The organism is Thioalkalivibrio sp. ALJ21, assembly GCF_000378605.1.
In the GTDB taxonomy this organism is placed as follows: Bacteria; Pseudomonadota; Gammaproteobacteria; order Ectothiorhodospirales; family Ectothiorhodospiraceae; genus Thioalkalivibrio.
The window spans coordinates 1,254,339-1,270,415 of the sequence record NZ_KB905155.1 but is presented as its reverse complement, the minus strand read 5'-3'; the positions used below and the strand labels follow the sequence as shown (position 1 = coordinate 1,270,415).

Sequence of the window (16,077 nt, the reverse complement as noted above, 5' to 3'; positions counted from 1 at the left end):
CCGGTGACGGGCCTGCGCTTCTTTACCGTCTACGGCCCCTGGGGCCGGCCGGACATGGCGCTGTTCCTGTTCACCCGGAAGATCCTGGCGGGCGAGCCGATCGACGTCTTCAACTACGGCCATCACCGCCGCGACTTCACCTACATCGACGACATCGTCGAGGGCGTGATCCGTACGCTGGATCGTCCGGCTCAGCCCAACCTCGACTGGACCGGCGCCGAGCCCGACTCGGCGACCAGTGCAGCCCCCTACCGGCTGTACAACATCGGCAACCACGAGCCGGTGGAGCTGATGCGCTACATCGAGGTGCTGGAAGACTGCCTGGGCAAGAAGGCCGAGAAGAATCTCCTGCCGCTGCAGCCGGGCGATGTGCCGGACACCTACGCCGACGTCGAGGCCTTGCGCGAGGACGTGGGCTATGCCCCCGCGACCGCGGTGGAAGACGGTATCGCCCGCTTTGTCGAGTGGTATCGCGAGTACTACCGCGTCTGACGGGTCACCCCCAGTAGCCTTGCCGGAACCACTGGCCGCTGCGCAGGCAGCGGTACAACCACAGCCTGCGGCCCTGCCGATCGCGCGTGACCGCGTAATCGCGGCGCACATCCTGCCCGCGGTCCCACCAGCCATCCTCCAGCCGGCCCAGCCCGTGCGCCTGCAGCGGGGGCGGGATCGGCCGTGGGTCCTGTAGCCACAGCGCCGTGCCGCAAATCATTTGCGCGGGTGTCGGCGGCGGATGCGTGGCCGCCGCGTCGAGATCGTGTCGCGCGCCCTGGGCGGCCTCGGGGCGCGGGATGCCGCTTGCGGTCAGCCGGACGATCGCCTGCTCGCCCAGACGGGCACTCAGGCGGGCCAACGCGGCCGGCAACTGTGCATCCGACGGCGGGTGGCCCGGGGTCTCGGCCAGCAGGCTGGCGCCCTGCGCGGGCGGGTCGAGCAGCCGCGTGGCCCGCAGGCGCAGGCCGATGACCGGGGCGGGCAGGACCTCGCGTTCCAGCCGGGTCTGCCACAGGGGCAGCCAGTCCTCGGCACGGATACCGGGATCGCCGCGTTCCAGCGTTATTCGGGTAGGGGCCATTCGGGTAGCGGTAATCCGCGCATGCGCCTCACGGTGTTTCAGCTCCAGCGTCATCCCCTGCAGGCTGCGGTTCAGGCCGCGCAGATGGGCCTCGGCCTGGCGCAACAGGCGCTTGAGCGGGAAGGCCAGGGCCCCGGTCGCATGAATCTCGTGTTCCAGGCGCAGCGACAGGTCCAGTTCCGGGGGCGGGTCGAAGCGCGGCAGGGTCTCCGTACGCCGCCCCAGCAGCCGATCCAGCAGTGCCAGCAACTCCGGGCCGTGACGGCGCGCGAGTTCGGGGCGCGCCAGCCGCAGCAGGTCGCCGAGCCGGCGCAGGCCGATGGCCCGCAGGCCCTCCCGGGTCGCGGCAGGCAGTGGCAGGGTCTCCAGCGGAACGGGGGACAGGGTGCGGCGCAGGGCCTCGCTATCTTCGGGGATCGCGGAGTTGCGCAGGGTGGCCAGCAGGCGCGCGGCGGTCGGGCTGCGCGCCACGCCGATGCGCGGGTGGAAGCCCAGCCCCTTCAGGGTCTCCCGTACCCGTTCCCGCAGGGCGGCGAGCCCGCCGAACAGGCGCCGGCTGCGTCCGACCTCCAGCAGGATGCGGCGGGCCTCCGGCTCCGGGTGCACGTGGTCGGAGAACTGCAGCAGTACGCCGGCCAGCATGGCGATCTGCGTGGTCTGGGTCTGCGGGTCGTGCTCGACGAGTTCCGGAGTGTCGAGGATTGCGAGGGCATCGGCCAGCGCCATGCCCGGTCGGGCCCCGGCCCGGCGCGCGGCGCGATTAGCGGCATGCACGCATGGAGTGGCGCTGGCCTCGACTACCAGCAGAGGGCGCTCGGTCAGCCGTGAACGGTCTGCCTCGGCGCGCGCCAGGGTCTCTAGCGCCAGGTGCGGCAGCTCGAGCGCCATCCACTGTTCGTTTGCCGAGCGCGGTTCGACCCGTAGGGCAGGCCCGGACTCCGCTGGGTGCTCCGAGGGCGCAATCGAGGCCGGAATAAGGGCTGGCTGGTGCCATGCGCGGGCCGGGCGAGAGGCCTGCCGCGGATGCGGGGCGGCTTGTGTTCGCTCGGGATCGCCCATCTCAGGGCACCGGGATGTGCAGGGCCTGGCCGGAACGGGCCCAGTCGCCGATGCCCTTCAGGCAGTGCAGCTCGAGGCCGTCGGTGTCGGGCCTCCAGTGCAGGCGTTGATGGGCCGGGGAGGGCTGCTCCGCGGCGCCCGGCGGGCGGTACAGGATGGCGCAGGCCTGGCTTTCGGCCGCGGCCAGGCGCAGGCGGCGCAGCAGCGCGGTTTCCACCGGGCCGCCCAGCCAGGCCAGCAGGACGCCGAAGGCCGGGTCGCGCAGGCATTGCTCGCCGGCCCAGAGGGTGTCGCGGTCGTGTTCGGTGCGGATTAGCAGCACCCGTTCCGGCGGGATGCCGAGCGGCTGCCAGCCGGGCAGCCAGGGCGTGGCGGGCGGCGCCAGCAGCGCGATCCAGTATCCCTCGCGGCCGCAGGCCGCGAGCATGGGGACCAGCAGGCGGGTCTCGCCGCAGCCAAAGGGGGCGCCCAGGAGTTCGATCAGCTGGCCGCGCGGCCAGCCGCCCCCCAGGGCACGGTTCAGCGCTGGGTGGCCGCTCGGCCAGACCGAGGCATTCGCGGCAGGGGCGGCGCTGCGCCCGCGCCACAGCGCCGGATGATCGAGCAGGGCATCAATGCCGGGCATTACTGCAGTTCAAGATCGCGCAGTACGCCGACCCCGATACCCTCGATCGCCAGTTCCTGGCGCTCCAGGTTGATCTCGATCGGGGCGAAGTCGGGATTCTCCGGCAGCAGGCGCACGCGGGTACCGTCCTGCTCGAAGCGCTTGACCGTCACCTCGTCCTCGATGCGGGCCACGACGATCTGGCCGGCGCGGGCCTCCGGGGTCTGGCGGACGGCCAGCAGGTCGCCATCGAGGATGCCGGCGTCGCGCATGCTCTCGCCGTGCACGCGCAGCAGGTAGTCCGGGCGGGCCCGGAACAGGCTGTCGTCGATTCGGTAGTGGCGTTCGATATGCTCGGTGGCGAGGATCGGCGAGCCGGCCGCCACGCGCCCGACCAGAGGCAGTTCGGCCGGGCGGGCCGCATGCGCACCGGCCAGGCGGATACCGCGCGCGGCCCCGCCCACCAGCTCGATCGCGCCCTTTTTCTCCAGGGCCTTCAGGTGGCATTCGGCCGCATAGGGCGAGCGGAAACCAAAGGCACGGGCGATCTCGCTGCGCGTCGGGGCCGTGCCCTGGGTGGCGACGGTCTCGGTGATGTAGTCGAGGATAGCCTGCTGGCGCGCGGTCAGGGACACGGCGGGTGCTCCACGGGTTACTGGTTATAAATACAGTATTCCGCGGTGAAGCCCGAGGCAAGTAGCGGCAAGTGCCTTCGTGATCAGTGCTTCCCTAAGGCGAGCCCTGCTCCAGTGTCTGGCGCAGGTGCTCGATCTGTTCCGGCTTGATGCCGGCGATGTCCTTGATCGGCAGGGTGAACGCGAAGCCGTTGCCCACCTCGCTCAAAGCGAGTTCTTCGTCCAGGCGTTTCAGTAGTCGCTCGGCGAGGCTGGCCTCCAGGACCATCAGCAGTACCGTGCGGGCCGCGGAGTCCTTCAGATCCATGATCGGTGCGCGGCGCAACTGGGCAATGCCCTGGCCCTCCAGCAGCGTCAGGCCGGCGGCGCCCTCGCGGCGGACGGTCTCGATGGCACGGTCGGCCCGGTTGCGCGGGACCACGGCGGCGAGCAGTACGAATTGCATGGCGTTCCTCGCGCAGGAGATTAGGGAAACACTGATTAATGTACACGCTCGCGCTCGAGTCGCTTTTGCGTGCGAACAAGGCGCGGTGACTGCCGTGCAGTCATTCTGCACAAGGGAGCCGCAACGCCGTGCGCGCGCAAAAGCGGCCGAGCCCCTGCATTGAATGGTTGGTGGGGTTGGTACCCCAGGTTTCCCGATCCTGCGTTGTGGCCCTTGCCGGTAGAACCACTACCGGCTGCGCACCGCGCCTTGTCTCGGAAAACCTGGGGTACCAACGCGAGCGTGTACATTGATCAGTGTTTCCTTAGGGTTGGGCGGGGGCACCGACGAACTGCATGCCCGCCAGGGCTTGGGCATCCAGCGTGAAGGCCAGACCGTTGTACGGTTGCAGCAGGTCCAGTTCCAGGTTCAGGCGGCGGGCGATGCGCTCGGCGCGTTCCTCGTCCAGCTCCCAGATGCAGACCGACTCCCGGCCCTGGTAGGTCACGCCGAGAAAGGTCATGTGGTCCGGAAAGCCGAGCCCTGCGCCGTGCATCACCGTGCCGTCCGCGCCGCCTTCCTCGGCCGCGATCGCCAGCGCCAGGTCCTCGCGATCCTGATCGACGATGGCCACCAGAAATGTTTCAGCCATGATGTCTTTACTCCCCGCCCGGCTGGTCAGTTGCCGAGATAGCGGCGCAGCACGCGCTGCCAGTCGTCGGATTCCAGAGTCTCCAGTATGGCAACGTTCATCGGGGCGCGCAGAGGCGAGCCCTGGGGCAGGGCGAGGGCGTAGTCCTGGCGCAGGAACTCCACTGGCAGGACCTCGAGTTCACCGGCGAAGTGTTCGCGCGTCTGGTAGCGCAGCAGCGGGGCGTCGTAGACCATCGCGTCGGCGCGTCCCTCGGCCACCGCCGTGAGGGCGGACGTCAGGTCCTGGTGGTCGCGGTAGGCAAAGCCCTGTTCATTCAGCCAGGCGGCGGCGCTGGAGCCGCCGATGGTGGCGATGCGCTGGCCCTCCAGGTCGGAGACATTCTGGATGCCGGTATCCAGCGAGCTGACCGTCAGCGTGGTCGCGATCGCGGCGGTAAAGGTGGAGACGAGGATCAGCGCGGCGAACATCCAGACCAGCGCGATCATGCGCCCCGGCAGGGTGCGCGGGGCCTTGTCGCCATAGCCGACCGTGGTCATGGTGACCGCAGCCCACCAGAACGCGGAGCCCAGCCCCTGGGCGGCATTGCCGCCGAACTCGTCGGCGTTGCGCCGGCGCTCGAACAGCCACAGCAGCGCGCCCACCAGCAGGAGCAGTCCGGCCAGGGCCAGCACCACCATCAGGAAGGGGACGGAGATGAAGGCCCGCAGCGCCCCGGCCACCGGGTTGCCCTGCTGGGGCACGGCAATGGACAGCCCGGTGGTGTAGTAGGGGTGGGTGAAATCGACCCGCTCGGCGCGTTCCGCGGTCGCGGTCAGGGCGGCGACCGAGACATCGATGCGTCCGTCCCCCAGCCCGTCGATCAGCCCCTCGAGGCTGGTCTCGCGGTACTCGTAGTCCAGCTCCAGGCGCTCCGCTACCCGCTCCCACAGCTCGATCGCGATGCCGGTGGGGTGGCCATCGGCATCGTCCGGGGGGATCACGAACGGTGACACGAAGCGGGTGCCGACCCGCAACGTTTCCGTCTCAATGGGATCGGAGTCGGCCGCGGCCCCTGGGGCCTGGGCCGCGGCAGGGGCAGCCAGCAGCCCCGCGAGCACAGTCAGAACGATCAGGTACAACAGGGCGCGAACGGACCGATCGCTGCGGGGCATGGGCATATCCTCAAGGTGATTCGCCGTACCATACCGGGAATGCCCACAGGTAAACACCAACGGATGTACGACCCCTTTGCCTGCCCGGAATGCGCGCCAACGGCCATGGGTACGCCGCGCCTGGCGCTGGATGTCGGCTTTACCCTGGACTGGAGCAGTGCCGAGGCGCGGCATCGTGACTGCCTGTTCCTGCCGTGGCTGATGCCGGCGCACGACATCTGGCCGGACGCCGCCGGGTCGCAACTGGCCGGCGCGGAGATCGGCGAGGCAGTGGACGTGCGGGGCGCGCCGCTGGTCCCGGCGCGGGACCCGGCGGGGGAAGTCGAACTGCCGCCGACGGCGTTTAATCGCCGCCTGCGCCGGCATCGGGTGGTGGAACCGCGTGCCGGGCGTTTCTATCCGCGTGCGTTCATCGCCGGCCATGCCGGCATCGAGGCCGGAGACCGCGAGCTGTTCCGTATCGGCGCGCTGGAGGACACGCGGCTCTTGGCGGACCTGAACCACCCGCTCTCGGGCGCGGACCTGCAATTGCGCGCCCGAGTGCTGGCGGCCCATGAGGACGGGCGCGGCGACGACTGCATGGTGGACGTGGCACGGCTGCTGACGGCGCGCGGTCCGGGGATGCAGGCGCGCTGGCGCGGGCGACCGACGGCCTTCTGGTCCGCAGATGCCTGCGAGCGCGAGGATCCCGCGCCCGATTGCGACTTCTACGCCGGGCCACGCATGGTGCATCACCTGGATGCCACGGCCCGTGCCCGGATCGGGGCGCTGTACGCCACGCTGATCCCGCAGGGTGCACGGGTACTGGACCTGATGAGCAGCTGGGCATCGCACTTGGATCAAGTTGGAGGGCCCGAGTCGGTCACTGGACTGGGTATGAACCACGAGGAGCTGGCCGCCAACGAGGCCCTGGATCAGGCCCTGGTGCACGACCTGAACCGGCAGCCGGCGATTCCGCTGCCGCCCGCGAGCTTCGATGCAGTGGTGTGTACCGCCTCGGTGGAATACCTGACGCACCCGCAGGCGGTATTCGCCTCGGTGCGGGAGCTGTTGCGCCCGGGCGGGGTGTTCGTGGTGACCTTCTCCGATCGCTGCTTTCCGACCAAGGCGATCGCGGTCTGGGAGCCGTTGTACGACTTCGAGCGTATGGGGCTGGTACTCGATTTGTTTCTGTGTGCAGGATTCGACGGTCTTTCCACGCTCTCGCTGCGCGGCCTGCCGCGCCCGCCGGATGACCCGTATGCCGGGCGGCTGGATCATGCCGATCCGGTGTTCGCGGTCTGGGGGTGGCGGCGGGACTGAGGGAGCTTCGCGGGCAAGCCCGCTCCCACAATGGCAGGGCTCACTGTGTGGGGGCAAACAGGCAACTGGACCGGACTCGGTTCTCAGGCTTGGCTGGCCTGGCACCACGAACGCTGTTTTAACCGGTAAACTGCGCGATGATTCGCAATGCCCGCGTCGCGGGCCGAACACGATGGGGAGCGCATGGCCGCAAGCAAGGCCAAATCCGGGGGCAAGGGCAGGAAGACGGCAGAGCCGGCCACGGCACCGAGCCTGAGCGGGCAGTTGCTGCGCGGGCTGCGCGAGGGCGCGCTGCTGATCTTCGGCATGCTGGCGCTTTATCTGCTGGTCGCGCTGGTGAGCTATCACCCGGGCGATGCCGCCTGGTCCACCACCGGCGACGGCGAGAGCCTGCGCAACCTTGGCGGCACCACCGGCGCCTGGTTTGCGGACATCGCGTTTCACTTGCTGGGCTATCTGGCCTACCTGATCCCGCTGGCGGTCGGCGGCATCGGCTGGTGGCTGTTCCGGCATCGCCGCGAGGCGCGGATCGCCAGCCCGATGGAGCTGACCGTGCGCGGGGTCGCGCTGATCGTGGCGTTGATCTCGGGTGCGGCGCTGGCCGCGCTGCACCTGCTTCCGGGCGGGATGCCGGTGCATGCGGGCGGTATCCTCGGGGACCTGTTCGCCGGCTGGGCCGTGGCCGGGTTGAGCCTGGTCGGGGCGACGCTGGTGCTGCTGGCGCTGTTCCTGGCCGGGGTGACGCTGTTCACCGGGCTGTCGTGGTTCCTGCTGATGGACCGACTGGGGCAGTTGACCATTCGTGGCTTCGAGCGACTGCGCGCTCAGCTGGATTCCGCCCGGGATCGCCGCATCGGCGCGCGCGAACGTGCCGAGCGCGAGACGCGGGTGGAGAAGGAGCGCAAGCGCACCGAGAAGCGCGCCCCCTCGCGCGTGGAGCCGCGCATCGAGGCGCCCGCGCCCAGCCCGCGTGTGCAGAAGGAAAAGCAGGTCCCGCTGTTCACCGAAGGGTCCGGCGCCGATCCGCGTCCGCCGCTGTCCCTGCTGGACGAGGCACCGCCCCCGCCTGACGGGTTCTCGGAGGAATCGCTGCAGGCGCTGTCGCGCCTGGTCGAGCTGAAGCTGAAGGACTTCGGCGTGGAGGTCGAGGTGGTCGCGGTGCAGCCGGGGCCGGTGATCACGCGCTTCGAGCTGCAGCCGGCGGCCGGGGTCAAGGCCTCGCGTATCTCCGGGCTGTCCACCGATCTGGCGCGCTCGCTGTCGGTGATGGCGGTGCGCATCGTCGAGGTGATCCCGGGCAAGTCCACCGTGGGCCTGGAGATCCCCAACGAGAACCGCGAGATCGTGGCGCTCTCGGAGATCCTGCGCTCGGAACTGTTCGATACGAACAAGTCGCCGTTGACCATGGCGCTCGGCAAGGACATCGGCGGCGGCCCGGTGATGGCGGATCTGGCGAAGATGCCGCACCTGCTGGTGGCCGGGACGACCGGCTCGGGGAAGTCGGTCGGCGTGAACGCGATGCTGCTGTCGCTGCTGTACAAGTCCACGCCGGACGACGTGCGCCTGATCCTGATCGACCCGAAGATGCTGGAACTGTCGGTGTACGACGGCATCCCGCACCTGCTGTGCGAGGTCGTGACCGACATGAAGGATGCCTCCAACGCCCTGCGCTGGGCGGTGGCGGAGATGGAGCGGCGCTACAAGCTGATGTCCGCGATGGGCGTGCGCAACATCGGCGGCTTCAACAAGAAGGTGCGCGATGCCGAGGCCGCCGGCGAGCCGCTGAAGGATCCGCTTTTCAAGCCGGAGGAGGCGCTGACCGAGACCGAGGCGCCGGATCTGGAGCCGTTGCCGTTCATCGTGATCGTCGTCGACGAGTTTGCCGACATGATGATGGTGGTGGGCAAGAAGGTGGAGGAGCTGATCGCACGCCTGGCGCAGAAGGCACGCGCCGCCGGTATCCACCTGATCCTGGCCACCCAGCGCCCGTCGGTGGACGTGATCACCGGCCTGATCAAGGCGAACATCCCCAGCCGTATCGCGTTCCAGGTCTCCTCGCGCGTGGACTCGCGCACCATCCTCGACCAGATGGGGGCCGAGCACCTGCTGGGCCACGGCGACATGCTCTACCTGCCGCCGGGCAAGGCGATGCCGGAGCGCGTGCATGGTGCCTTCGTCGGGGACAACGAGGTCCACCAGGTGGTGGAGTACCTGAAATCCACCGGCGAGCCGGACTACAACGAGGCGATCCTCGACGAGCCGGAGGCCGGGGCTGCCGCGATCCCGGGGCTGGAGGCGCCGGGCGATGGCGAGGCGGAGGCCGATCCGCTTTACGATCAGGCCGTGCAGATCGTGATCGAGACGCGCAAGGCCTCGATCTCGTTCATCCAGCGCCGCTTGAAGATCGGCTACAACCGCGCCGCTCGCATGGTCGAGGACATGGAGGCCGCCGGACTGGTCAGCCCGGTGCAGTCCAATGGCAATCGCGAGGTCCTGGTCCCGGGGCCGAACGACTGACGCCCGGACCGGTCCATGTACCGGATCCTGTGATCCTGCTCGCCCTTTCTGTTGTGGCATTCACGCCCGGTTAAGCGACCGGGCGCAGGATCATCGTAAACATGCAACTGGAGCCCGCATGACTGTCCGACTTGTTTCCCGTCTGCTGCTCGCCCTGGCCGCGACGACGATGTTCCTGTTCGCCGGACCGCTGGCGGCCGAGCGTGGCCCGGCACCGGATGCGCGCGCGGCGCTGGACCGTTTTGTCGAGGGACTGGAGACCTTTACCGCCGAATTCACGCAGACGGTGCGCGACGAGACTGGGTACGTGCTGCAGGAGTCCGATGGTTCGATGCAACTGGGCATGCCCAACCGCCTGCGCTGGGAGGTGACCGAGCCCTTCCCGCAGACGATTGTCTCCGACGGCGAGGATCTGTGGACCTATGACCCGGACCTGTCGCAGGCGACTGTGCGCCCGCTGGGGGATGCGTTCGATGCGACACCGATCGCGGCGATCACCCAGCCCGAGCGGCTGGACGAGCACTTCCGCATGGATGTGCTGCCGGTACGGGATGCCTCGGCCCTGCGCTTGCTGCTGATCCCGCGCAACGAGCAGGCGGACTTTACGCACCTCGAGCTGGATCTGACGCCGGATGGCGACCTGACCCGCATGGCCTTCCGCGACATCTTTGGTCAGGAGACCGAGATTCACTTCGAGCGAAGCGAGCGCAACGCGCCGGTCGACGAGTCCGTGTTCACCTTTGATCCGCCATCCGGGGTGGATATCTACCGGCCGTAATGTGCCTTCGGGGGGGCACAGATCGGGCCCTTTGCGCATAGCGGGCAAGCTGCCCCCTGTGGGAGCGGCCTTGGCCGCGAACTTCAGGAGCGGGGCGTGCCCAGCGACTGTTCGATGCGGTCGGCGATGGCGGTGATGCGGGCCGGGCCGGTCTGCTCGGCGCGCTTGAGCTGCTCCTGGCATTCGAGCATCTCGTGGGCGAGGTTCAGCGCCACCATCACGGCGATGCGCTCGGCGCCGACCACGCGGCCGGTGTCGCGCAGTTCGCGCATGCGTTCGTCGACCAGGGAGGCGGAGGCGAACAGGTCGGCGCGTTCCTCGGGCGGGCAGGCGATCTGGTATTCCTTGCCCAGGATCGACACGCGTACGGGTTCGGACTGGCTCATTCGCTGTGCTCCATCGACCGCAGGCGGGCGATCATCGTCTCGACCCGGTGGCGGGCCTGTTCGTTGCGTTCCTTGAAGGCCGCGCGCTCGCTTTTGAGCTGACGAATCTGCTCGTGCAGCAGATCGTTCTCCTCGCGCAGGGCGGCATGTTCATCGAGCAGTCGCGTAATCGCGGCCTCAAGGCGCTCGACGGGATCGTGGCTGGAATCCTCGGACGACATGGCGACAGGCCCCGGTTCGGTGAAGGCGGCCGCACACGGCGCGCGGCTGGCAATTCATGGAGTCTAGGAGTCCCCCCCGCAAATCGTCAACTTGTGTGACCTTTTTGCGAGAGCGCCTTCACTTTTGCTATCTGCGACTGTCGGCGGCGACAGGGCCAAACGCGCGCGGACACGGCGCTTTGTTGCGGCTCCCATGGCGGGCTGGTCACAATAGGCGGCATATCGTCTCTCAGGAACCGCCTCGCCCATGACCCAGCCCCCCGAACCTGACCCGCAGGCCACCGTAATCGAGGGCACCGCCCATAACGGCAAGCCCTGCCGCATCGTGGACAACACGGGGGCGATCCCGCGCACGGAGCTGGAGCAGCTGCTGGCGGACCTGATCGCGGAGAAGCGCTTTGGCCTCAATGCGCTGTCGGCCACCGGGTCCAGCGCGATCAAGCTGGGCGAGCCGCAGTTCACCCATCTGCAGGTGGGCGACGACCTCTACCGCTTCCTGCTGTTCCCGTACGAAGCCCGCCTGGAGTCCTTCTGATGGTTGCCCCGACCGGCGAATCGCCCAAGGCGCGCGGCGGCCTTGAATCCGACCCGGCGGCCCTGGCCGAGCAGCTCGCGCATGGCCTGCGTCGCATGGGCTTCGCGCAGACCCCGGCCTCGGCCCACGGGCTGTTCACCGGCTGCGTGGTCGCGGACCCCGGCGCGGATGTCGAGGCGCTAGAACAAAGCCTGGGCGAGGCGCTGCCGCTGACCGACGCCGCGCCGGACGACTTCCGCGCGACGGTGGAGGCGATCCGCCGGGCACTGCTGGCGCAGCTGTACGACGTCGAGCTCGGCTTCGGGCCCCTGCTGCCGGAGGACGAGCCGATCGAGGCGCGTGCCCAGGCCCTGTCCGAGTGGGTCGACGGCTTTATCTCGGGTTTCGGGCAGATGCCCCGGCTACAGCAGATGAAGCCCTCGGCCGAGGCCAGCGAAATCCTGCGCGACTTTGCCGAGATTGCGCGCATCGAACTGGAGCCGGAGGACGACGAAGACAACGCCGCCGCCTTCGAGGAACTCAACGAATACGTGCGCGTCGGTGTATTGCTGATCGCCGACGAGCTCGCCCCGGACGACCCGAAACGGATCCCGATGCAATGAATGCCCCCACGCGCCCCCCGCTGCCCGGCAAGACCCCGACCATCACCCTGGCCGAGTTCGCCCGGCGGCGTCAGCGCCTGATGCGCGGCGTGGGTGGCGACTCGATCATCGTGGTGCCCGCGGCGCACGAGCAGGTGCGCAATCGCGATGTCGACTACCCGTTTCGACAGAACAGCGACTTCCTCTATCTGACGGGCTTCACCGAGCCGGACGCGGTTGCCGTGTTCGTCCCCGGACGCGAGGCCGGGGAGTACATCCTGTTCTGCCGCGACCGCGACCCCACGCAGGAGACCTGGCAGGGGCGGCGCGCCGGACCGGACGGGGCGATGGAGCACTACGGCGCGGAGTGTGCGTTCCCGATCGAGGACATCGACGAGATCCTGCCGGGACTGATGGAGAACCGGCGCGTTCTGTGCGCCCCGTTCGGGCGCGACGAGGCGCTGGACCAGCGGCTGTTCGGCTGGGTCAACCAGGTTCGCGCGAAGGCGCGCAACGGCGTGCGGGCCCCGCATGAATACGTCGCGGTCGAGCACTATGTGCACGAACAGCGCCTGTTCAAGAAGGCACCGGAACTGCGCATGATGCGCCACGCGGCCGCGATCTCCTGCCAGGCCCATATCCGCGCGATGCAGGCAGCCCGCCCGGGCGTGACCGAGTTCATGGTCGAGGCCGAACTGCTGCACGAATTCCACCGCCATGGCACCGAGCCGGCGTATCCCTCCATCGTCGGCGGTGGCGAGAACGGCTGTATCCTGCACTACATCGAGAACCGCGATGTCCTGAACGACGGCGACCTGCTGCTGATCGACGCCGGCTGCGAGGTGCAGGGCTACGCCTCCGACATCACCCGCACCTTCCCGATCTCCGGCCGCTTCAGCGACACCCAGCGCGAGGTCTACGAGTGCGTGCTGGCCGCGCAGCACGCGGCCATCGAGCAGACCCGCCCCGGCAACCACTGGAACGACCCGCACGACGCGGCCGTACGCGAGCTGACCCGCGGGCTCAAGGATCTGGGCGTGCTCAAGGGGCGGCTCGACAAGCTGCTCAAGGACCATGCCTACCGGCCTTTCTATATGCACCGCACCGGCCACTGGCTGGGGCTGGACGTGCACGACGTCGGCGACTACCGCGTCGGCGACGCCTGGCGCCTGCTGGAGCCGGGCATGGTGACCACCGTGGAGCCGGGCCTCTACTTCGGCCCGTACTCCGAGGCCCCGAAGGCCCTGCGCGGCATCGGCATCCGCATCGAGGACGACGTCGCCGTCACCCGCGACGGACACGAAGTCCTCACCGCCGCCTGCCCCAAGACCCCCGCCGACATCGAAGCCTGCATGGCCGGCGACCTCCCGGGCTGGACCTGACCATGCGCACCCGTCCAAATCCGGCCAACCCAAAATTCGTAGGGTGCGTTGAGCCCCGCGAAACGCACCGATCGCTGGGGTGTGCCCTCGCCCCTGATGCGATTCGCTACGCTCATCCGCATCCTACGAAGGTTCGTGGCCCCAGGTACCGTCATCGCGAGGCGCGCAGCGCCGCGGCGATCGCCTTCCGAAGCCACCGGATCCGGCCGCTGTGCCAGCGTCCGGAGATTGCCACGGCCCCTTCGGAGCCTCGCAATGACCGGGTGCGGCGCTGAGATGAGCGTGCAAACCCCCGACATCGCCATCATCGGCGGCGGCCCGGTCGGCAGCCTGGCGGCCGCGACCCTCTCCCGGGCCGGCTACTCCGTGGCCCTGTTCGAGCGCGTAGCCGCGCCGAAGCCGGACACCACCCGCCCCGACACCCGCGGCTACGCCCTGGCCGCTGGCTCCGTCCAGCTCCTGGACGACCTCGGCTACTGGTCCTCCGTGGCCGACCAGGCCACCCCCATCCGATCCATCGTGGTCAGCCGTCGCGGCGGGCTGGGGCGGGTCCACCTGAACGCGCGCGACCACGGTCGCGCCGCGCTCGGGCAGGTCGTTCCGGCCGCCGCCCTGGACCCGATGCTGAGCGAGGCCTGCCGCGCGGCCGGCGTGGACCTGCACTACGACTCGACCCTGGCCGGCCTCGATCCGGCCGAGGGCGACCGGCGGACGCTGCACATCCAGGGAGCAAAGGGCGAGGCGGCCTGGTCCGCGCGCCTGATCCTCGCGGCGGACGGCGTGAGCTCTCCGACCCGCAAGGCCGTGGGCCTCCCGGTGCAGCGTCTGCGCTACGACGCCGATGCTTTGGTGTTCGATGTACGCCCGGACCGCCCGCACAACGGCCAGGCCTTCGAGCGTTTCACCGACGAGGGGCCACTGGCCCTGCTGCCGCAGGCCGATGGCCGCATGAATGTCGTCTGGGTGGCGCCGCCGCGGACCTGCGAGCAGCGCCTGGAGCAGGGCGAGGCCGAACGCCTGCGCGAGTTGCAGGCCCGCTTTGGCTGGACCCTCGGGCGCCTGCGTCCGGCGGGGCCGGTCGTGCGCTTTCCGCTGGAACGCGTCCACGCCCCGGAGCCGGTCGCCGAGCGTGCGCTGCTGCTGGGCAATGCCGCGCACTCCGTGCATCCAGTCGCGGGGCAGGGGCTCAACCTGTCGCTGCGCGACGTGGCGGGCCTGCTTGGTGCGCTGCGCACGGGACGGCAGGCGGACGGAATCCCGACGTTTGCCGCCGACCCGGGTGCGGCGGCCGTACTGGAGGCCTATGCGAGAGATCGGCGACAGGATGTGGGTAGCGTCGTCGCGGCCACCGATTTCCTCGCCCGGGGCCTGTTGCACGCTGCCGGGCTGCGCGGCCACGGGCTGGGGGCCGGCATGATGGCGGTCGATCGCCTGCGCCCGGCGCGCGATGCGTTGGCCCGCTCCGCAATGGGGCTGGGACCGCTGCCGCGCCACACGCTCGCCCATCTACCCGCAGCCGGGCAGGGCACGCCATGAAGAAAGACACCCACCACGAATCACTGGACGTGCTGGTCGTCGGCGCGGGCGCCGTCGGCGGAGCGATCGCCCTGGGCGCCGCGCGGCAGGGCCTGCGGGTTGGCGTGCTGGAACGCAACGCCGCGCCCCAGTTCGATCCGGAGACGACACCGGTCACGCGGGTTGCCACGCTCAACTCCGCGTCCATGGCCTTTCTCCACGAACTGGGCGTGCGCGAGGCATTGGAGCAGCGCCGCACGCACGCCTTCTCCGGCATGTACGTCTGGGACGCGAACGGCCCCGGCCATATCCGCTTCGATGCGGACGCGCTGGGTGTCCCGGCGCTTGGCTGGACGGTCGAGCTCGCCGCGCTCGAGTCGGTCCTGTGGACTGAGCTTGAATCCGCGGGCGTCGCCCTGTATCCGCAGACCGAATGGAAAGCCCTCGACCGCCGCCCGAACCAGGTCGATGTGTATGGCGACTGCCGACAGCCGATCGCCTCGGCGCGCCTGCTGGTTGCGGCCGACGGGGCGCGTTCACGTGTCCGCGACCACGTGGGTATCCCGTTTGCCGGGCACGACTACGACGCGCGCGGCATCGTCGCGACCATCACCACCGAGCACCCGCACCAGGACACCGCCTGGCAGCGCTTCGTCGAGGACCGGGTCATCGCGCTGCTGCCGCTGGCGGACGGACGCTGCTCCATCGTCTGGTCGCAACCGGAATGGCCCGCCGCCGAGGACACCCTGGCACTGGACGACGCCGCCTTTTGTGCGGCCCTGGAGCAGGAGACCGATGGATGCCTGGGCGCGATTACCGCAACGTCCCCGCGCGCCAGCTTCCCGCTCACCGCCCGGCACGCCAAGACCTACCACTCCGGCCGTGTGGTACTGGCCGGCGACGCCGCCCACACCATCCACCCGCTGGCCGGGCAGGGCCTGAACCTCGGTCTGGCCGACGCCCGCGCACTGGTCGACGGGTTACGCGGCCCCGCCCGCCACGACCCGGGCGCGGAGACCGTCCTGCGCGCCTACACCCGCGCCCGCCGCCCGGAAAACGCCTTCATGCAACGCGCGATGGACGGCTTCAAACTCCTGTTTGGCACCCAGGCCGCCGGCCTTCCCGAGCTGCGCGGCCTTGGCCTGCGCCTGGTCGACCAGGCCACCCCCATCAAGCGCCGCCTCGCCCTGCGCGCCTTCGGCCTCGACTAGCCTCGCGGCTTGGTCCGCGGCGCTCATCCATATCCCACGACCCTGA

The 16,077-nt window shown here is 69.5% G+C and carries 17 protein-coding genes; 9 read left to right on the top strand and 8 right to left on the bottom strand.

From position 1 onward, the window contains the following. Window positions 1–492 (top strand): NAD-dependent epimerase/dehydratase family protein (locus F579_RS0105980; protein ID WP_019025240.1); only part of this gene is annotated, 492 nt, incomplete at its 5' end. Window positions 493–496: 4 nt separating this feature from the next. Here F579_RS0105980 and F579_RS0105975 read toward each other — a convergent pair. The 6 genes from F579_RS0105975 to F579_RS0105950 all read right to left on the bottom strand — a co-directional run bounded on the left by F579_RS0105975 (window position 497) and on the right by F579_RS0105950 (window position 5,603). After that, window positions 497–1,963 carry a DNA polymerase Y family protein gene (locus F579_RS0105975; protein WP_019025239.1) on the bottom strand — a complete coding sequence of 489 codons (1,467 nt, stop codon included), beginning with the start codon at window positions 1,961–1,963 and terminating at the stop codon, window positions 497–499. Between the two features lie 172 nt (window positions 1,964–2,135). Further along, window positions 2,136–2,759: a translesion DNA synthesis-associated protein ImuA gene (gene imuA / locus F579_RS0105970; RefSeq protein ID WP_019025238.1), complete on the bottom strand. Its 624-nt coding sequence runs from the start codon at window positions 2,757–2,759 to the stop codon at window positions 2,136–2,138. Then, window positions 2,759–3,373 (bottom strand): transcriptional repressor LexA, encoded by a 615-nt coding sequence (gene lexA / locus F579_RS0105965; protein ID WP_019025237.1) that lies wholly within the window; start codon window positions 3,371–3,373, stop codon window positions 2,759–2,761. The genes imuA and lexA overlap by 1 nt, the downstream gene beginning before the upstream one ends. Before the next feature lie 94 nt (window positions 3,374–3,467). Next, on the bottom strand, window positions 3,468–3,818 hold the full coding sequence (locus F579_RS0105960; RefSeq protein WP_019025236.1) for a hypothetical protein: 351 nt from the start codon (window positions 3,816–3,818) through the stop codon (window positions 3,468–3,470). 304 nt (window positions 3,819–4,122) lie between these two features. After that, window positions 4,123–4,449: a hypothetical protein gene (locus tag F579_RS0105955; RefSeq protein ID WP_019025235.1), complete on the bottom strand. Its 327-nt coding sequence runs from the start codon at window positions 4,447–4,449 to the stop codon at window positions 4,123–4,125. 26 nt (window positions 4,450–4,475) lie between these two features. After that, a complete protein-coding gene (locus tag F579_RS0105950) occupies window positions 4,476–5,603 on the bottom strand; it encodes a transporter substrate-binding domain-containing protein (RefSeq protein WP_019025234.1) in 1,128 nt (375 codons plus the stop codon). Window positions 5,604–5,666: 63 nt separating this feature from the next. Here F579_RS0105950 and F579_RS0105945 point away from each other — a divergent pair, with 63 nt between their 5' ends. The 3 genes from F579_RS0105945 (at window position 5,667) to lolA (ending at window position 10,200) form a co-directional block, all read left to right on the top strand. Continuing rightward, window positions 5,667–6,905: a methyltransferase domain-containing protein gene (locus tag F579_RS0105945; protein WP_026301125.1), complete on the top strand. Its 1,239-nt coding sequence runs from the start codon at window positions 5,667–5,669 to the stop codon at window positions 6,903–6,905. 147 nt (window positions 6,906–7,052) lie between these two features. Then, window positions 7,053–9,422: a DNA translocase FtsK gene (locus tag F579_RS0105940; protein WP_019025232.1), complete on the top strand. Its 2,370-nt coding sequence runs from the start codon at window positions 7,053–7,055 to the stop codon at window positions 9,420–9,422. Window positions 9,423–9,540: 118 nt separating this feature from the next. Then, window positions 9,541–10,200, top strand: a complete 660-nt coding sequence (lolA, locus tag F579_RS0105935) for an outer membrane lipoprotein chaperone LolA (RefSeq protein WP_018862805.1) — start codon at window positions 9,541–9,543, stop codon at window positions 10,198–10,200. 83 nt (window positions 10,201–10,283) lie between these two features. Here lolA and F579_RS0105930 read toward each other — a convergent pair whose 3' ends face one another. After that, window positions 10,284–10,586, bottom strand: a complete 303-nt coding sequence (locus F579_RS0105930; RefSeq protein ID WP_012983191.1) for a cell division protein ZapA — start codon at window positions 10,584–10,586, stop codon at window positions 10,284–10,286. After that, complete coding sequence (gene zapB, locus F579_RS0105925; RefSeq protein WP_018862804.1) at window positions 10,583–10,807, bottom strand: cell division protein ZapB; 225 nt, start codon at window positions 10,805–10,807, stop codon at window positions 10,583–10,585. The genes F579_RS0105930 and zapB overlap by 4 nt, the downstream gene beginning before the upstream one ends. A gap of 247 nt (window positions 10,808–11,054) precedes the next feature. Between zapB and F579_RS0105920 the strand changes: the two genes are divergently transcribed. From F579_RS0105920 to F579_RS0105900, 5 genes are all read left to right on the top strand, one after another. Continuing rightward, complete coding sequence (locus tag F579_RS0105920; RefSeq protein WP_019025231.1) at window positions 11,055–11,342, top strand: hypothetical protein; 288 nt, start codon at window positions 11,055–11,057, stop codon at window positions 11,340–11,342. After that, window positions 11,342–11,944 (top strand): UPF0149 family protein, encoded by a 603-nt coding sequence (locus F579_RS0105915; RefSeq protein WP_019025230.1) that lies wholly within the window; start codon window positions 11,342–11,344, stop codon window positions 11,942–11,944. The genes F579_RS0105920 and F579_RS0105915 overlap by 1 nt, the downstream gene beginning before the upstream one ends. Continuing rightward, complete coding sequence (gene pepP / locus F579_RS0105910) at window positions 11,941–13,305, top strand: Xaa-Pro aminopeptidase (protein ID WP_019025229.1); 1,365 nt, start codon at window positions 11,941–11,943, stop codon at window positions 13,303–13,305. Before F579_RS0105915 ends, pepP begins: the two co-directional genes overlap by 4 nt. Before the next feature lie 276 nt (window positions 13,306–13,581). Continuing rightward, the gene (locus tag F579_RS0105905; RefSeq protein WP_026301124.1) at window positions 13,582–14,841 is read left to right on the top strand and encodes an FAD-dependent monooxygenase; all 1,260 of its coding nucleotides are present in this window, start codon (window positions 13,582–13,584) and stop codon (window positions 14,839–14,841) included. Further along, window positions 14,838–16,031 (top strand): FAD-dependent monooxygenase, encoded by a 1,194-nt coding sequence (locus F579_RS0105900; protein WP_019025227.1) that lies wholly within the window; start codon window positions 14,838–14,840, stop codon window positions 16,029–16,031. The genes F579_RS0105905 and F579_RS0105900 overlap by 4 nt, the downstream gene beginning before the upstream one ends. The last annotated feature ends 46 nt before the right edge of the window (window positions 16,032–16,077 follow it).

Coding starts and splice junctions, on each gene's coding strand:
- F579_RS0105920 (WP_019025231.1), top strand. CDS start 11,055: ATGACCCAGCCCCCCGAACCTGACCCGCAGGCCACCGTAATCGAGGGC.
- lolA (WP_018862805.1), top strand. CDS start 9,541: ATGACTGTCCGACTTGTTTCCCGTCTGCTGCTCGCCCTGGCCGCGACG.
- imuA (WP_019025238.1), bottom strand. CDS start 2,759: ATGCCCGGCATTGATGCCCTGCTCGATCATCCGGCGCTGTGGCGCGGG.
- zapB (WP_018862804.1), bottom strand. CDS start 10,807: ATGTCGTCCGAGGATTCCAGCCACGATCCCGTCGAGCGCCTTGAGGCC.
- F579_RS0105955 (WP_019025235.1), bottom strand. CDS start 4,449: ATGGCTGAAACATTTCTGGTGGCCATCGTCGATCAGGATCGCGAGGAC.
- F579_RS0105900 (WP_019025227.1), top strand. CDS start 14,838: ATGAAGAAAGACACCCACCACGAATCACTGGACGTGCTGGTCGTCGGC.
- pepP (WP_019025229.1), top strand. CDS start 11,941: ATGAATGCCCCCACGCGCCCCCCGCTGCCCGGCAAGACCCCGACCATC.
- F579_RS0105930 (WP_012983191.1), bottom strand. CDS start 10,586: ATGAGCCAGTCCGAACCCGTACGCGTGTCGATCCTGGGCAAGGAATAC.
- F579_RS0105940 (WP_019025232.1), top strand. CDS start 7,053: ATGCCCGCGTCGCGGGCCGAACACGATGGGGAGCGCATGGCCGCAAGC.
- F579_RS0105960 (WP_019025236.1), bottom strand. CDS start 3,818: ATGCAATTCGTACTGCTCGCCGCCGTGGTCCCGCGCAACCGGGCCGAC.
- F579_RS0105945 (WP_026301125.1), top strand. CDS start 5,667: ATGTACGACCCCTTTGCCTGCCCGGAATGCGCGCCAACGGCCATGGGT.
- F579_RS0105950 (WP_019025234.1), bottom strand. CDS start 5,603: ATGCCCCGCAGCGATCGGTCCGTTCGCGCCCTGTTGTACCTGATCGTT.
- F579_RS0105975 (WP_019025239.1), bottom strand. CDS start 1,963: ATGGCGCTCGAGCTGCCGCACCTGGCGCTAGAGACCCTGGCGCGCGCC.
- F579_RS0105915 (WP_019025230.1), top strand. CDS start 11,342: ATGGTTGCCCCGACCGGCGAATCGCCCAAGGCGCGCGGCGGCCTTGAA.
- F579_RS0105905 (WP_026301124.1), top strand. CDS start 13,582: ATGAGCGTGCAAACCCCCGACATCGCCATCATCGGCGGCGGCCCGGTC.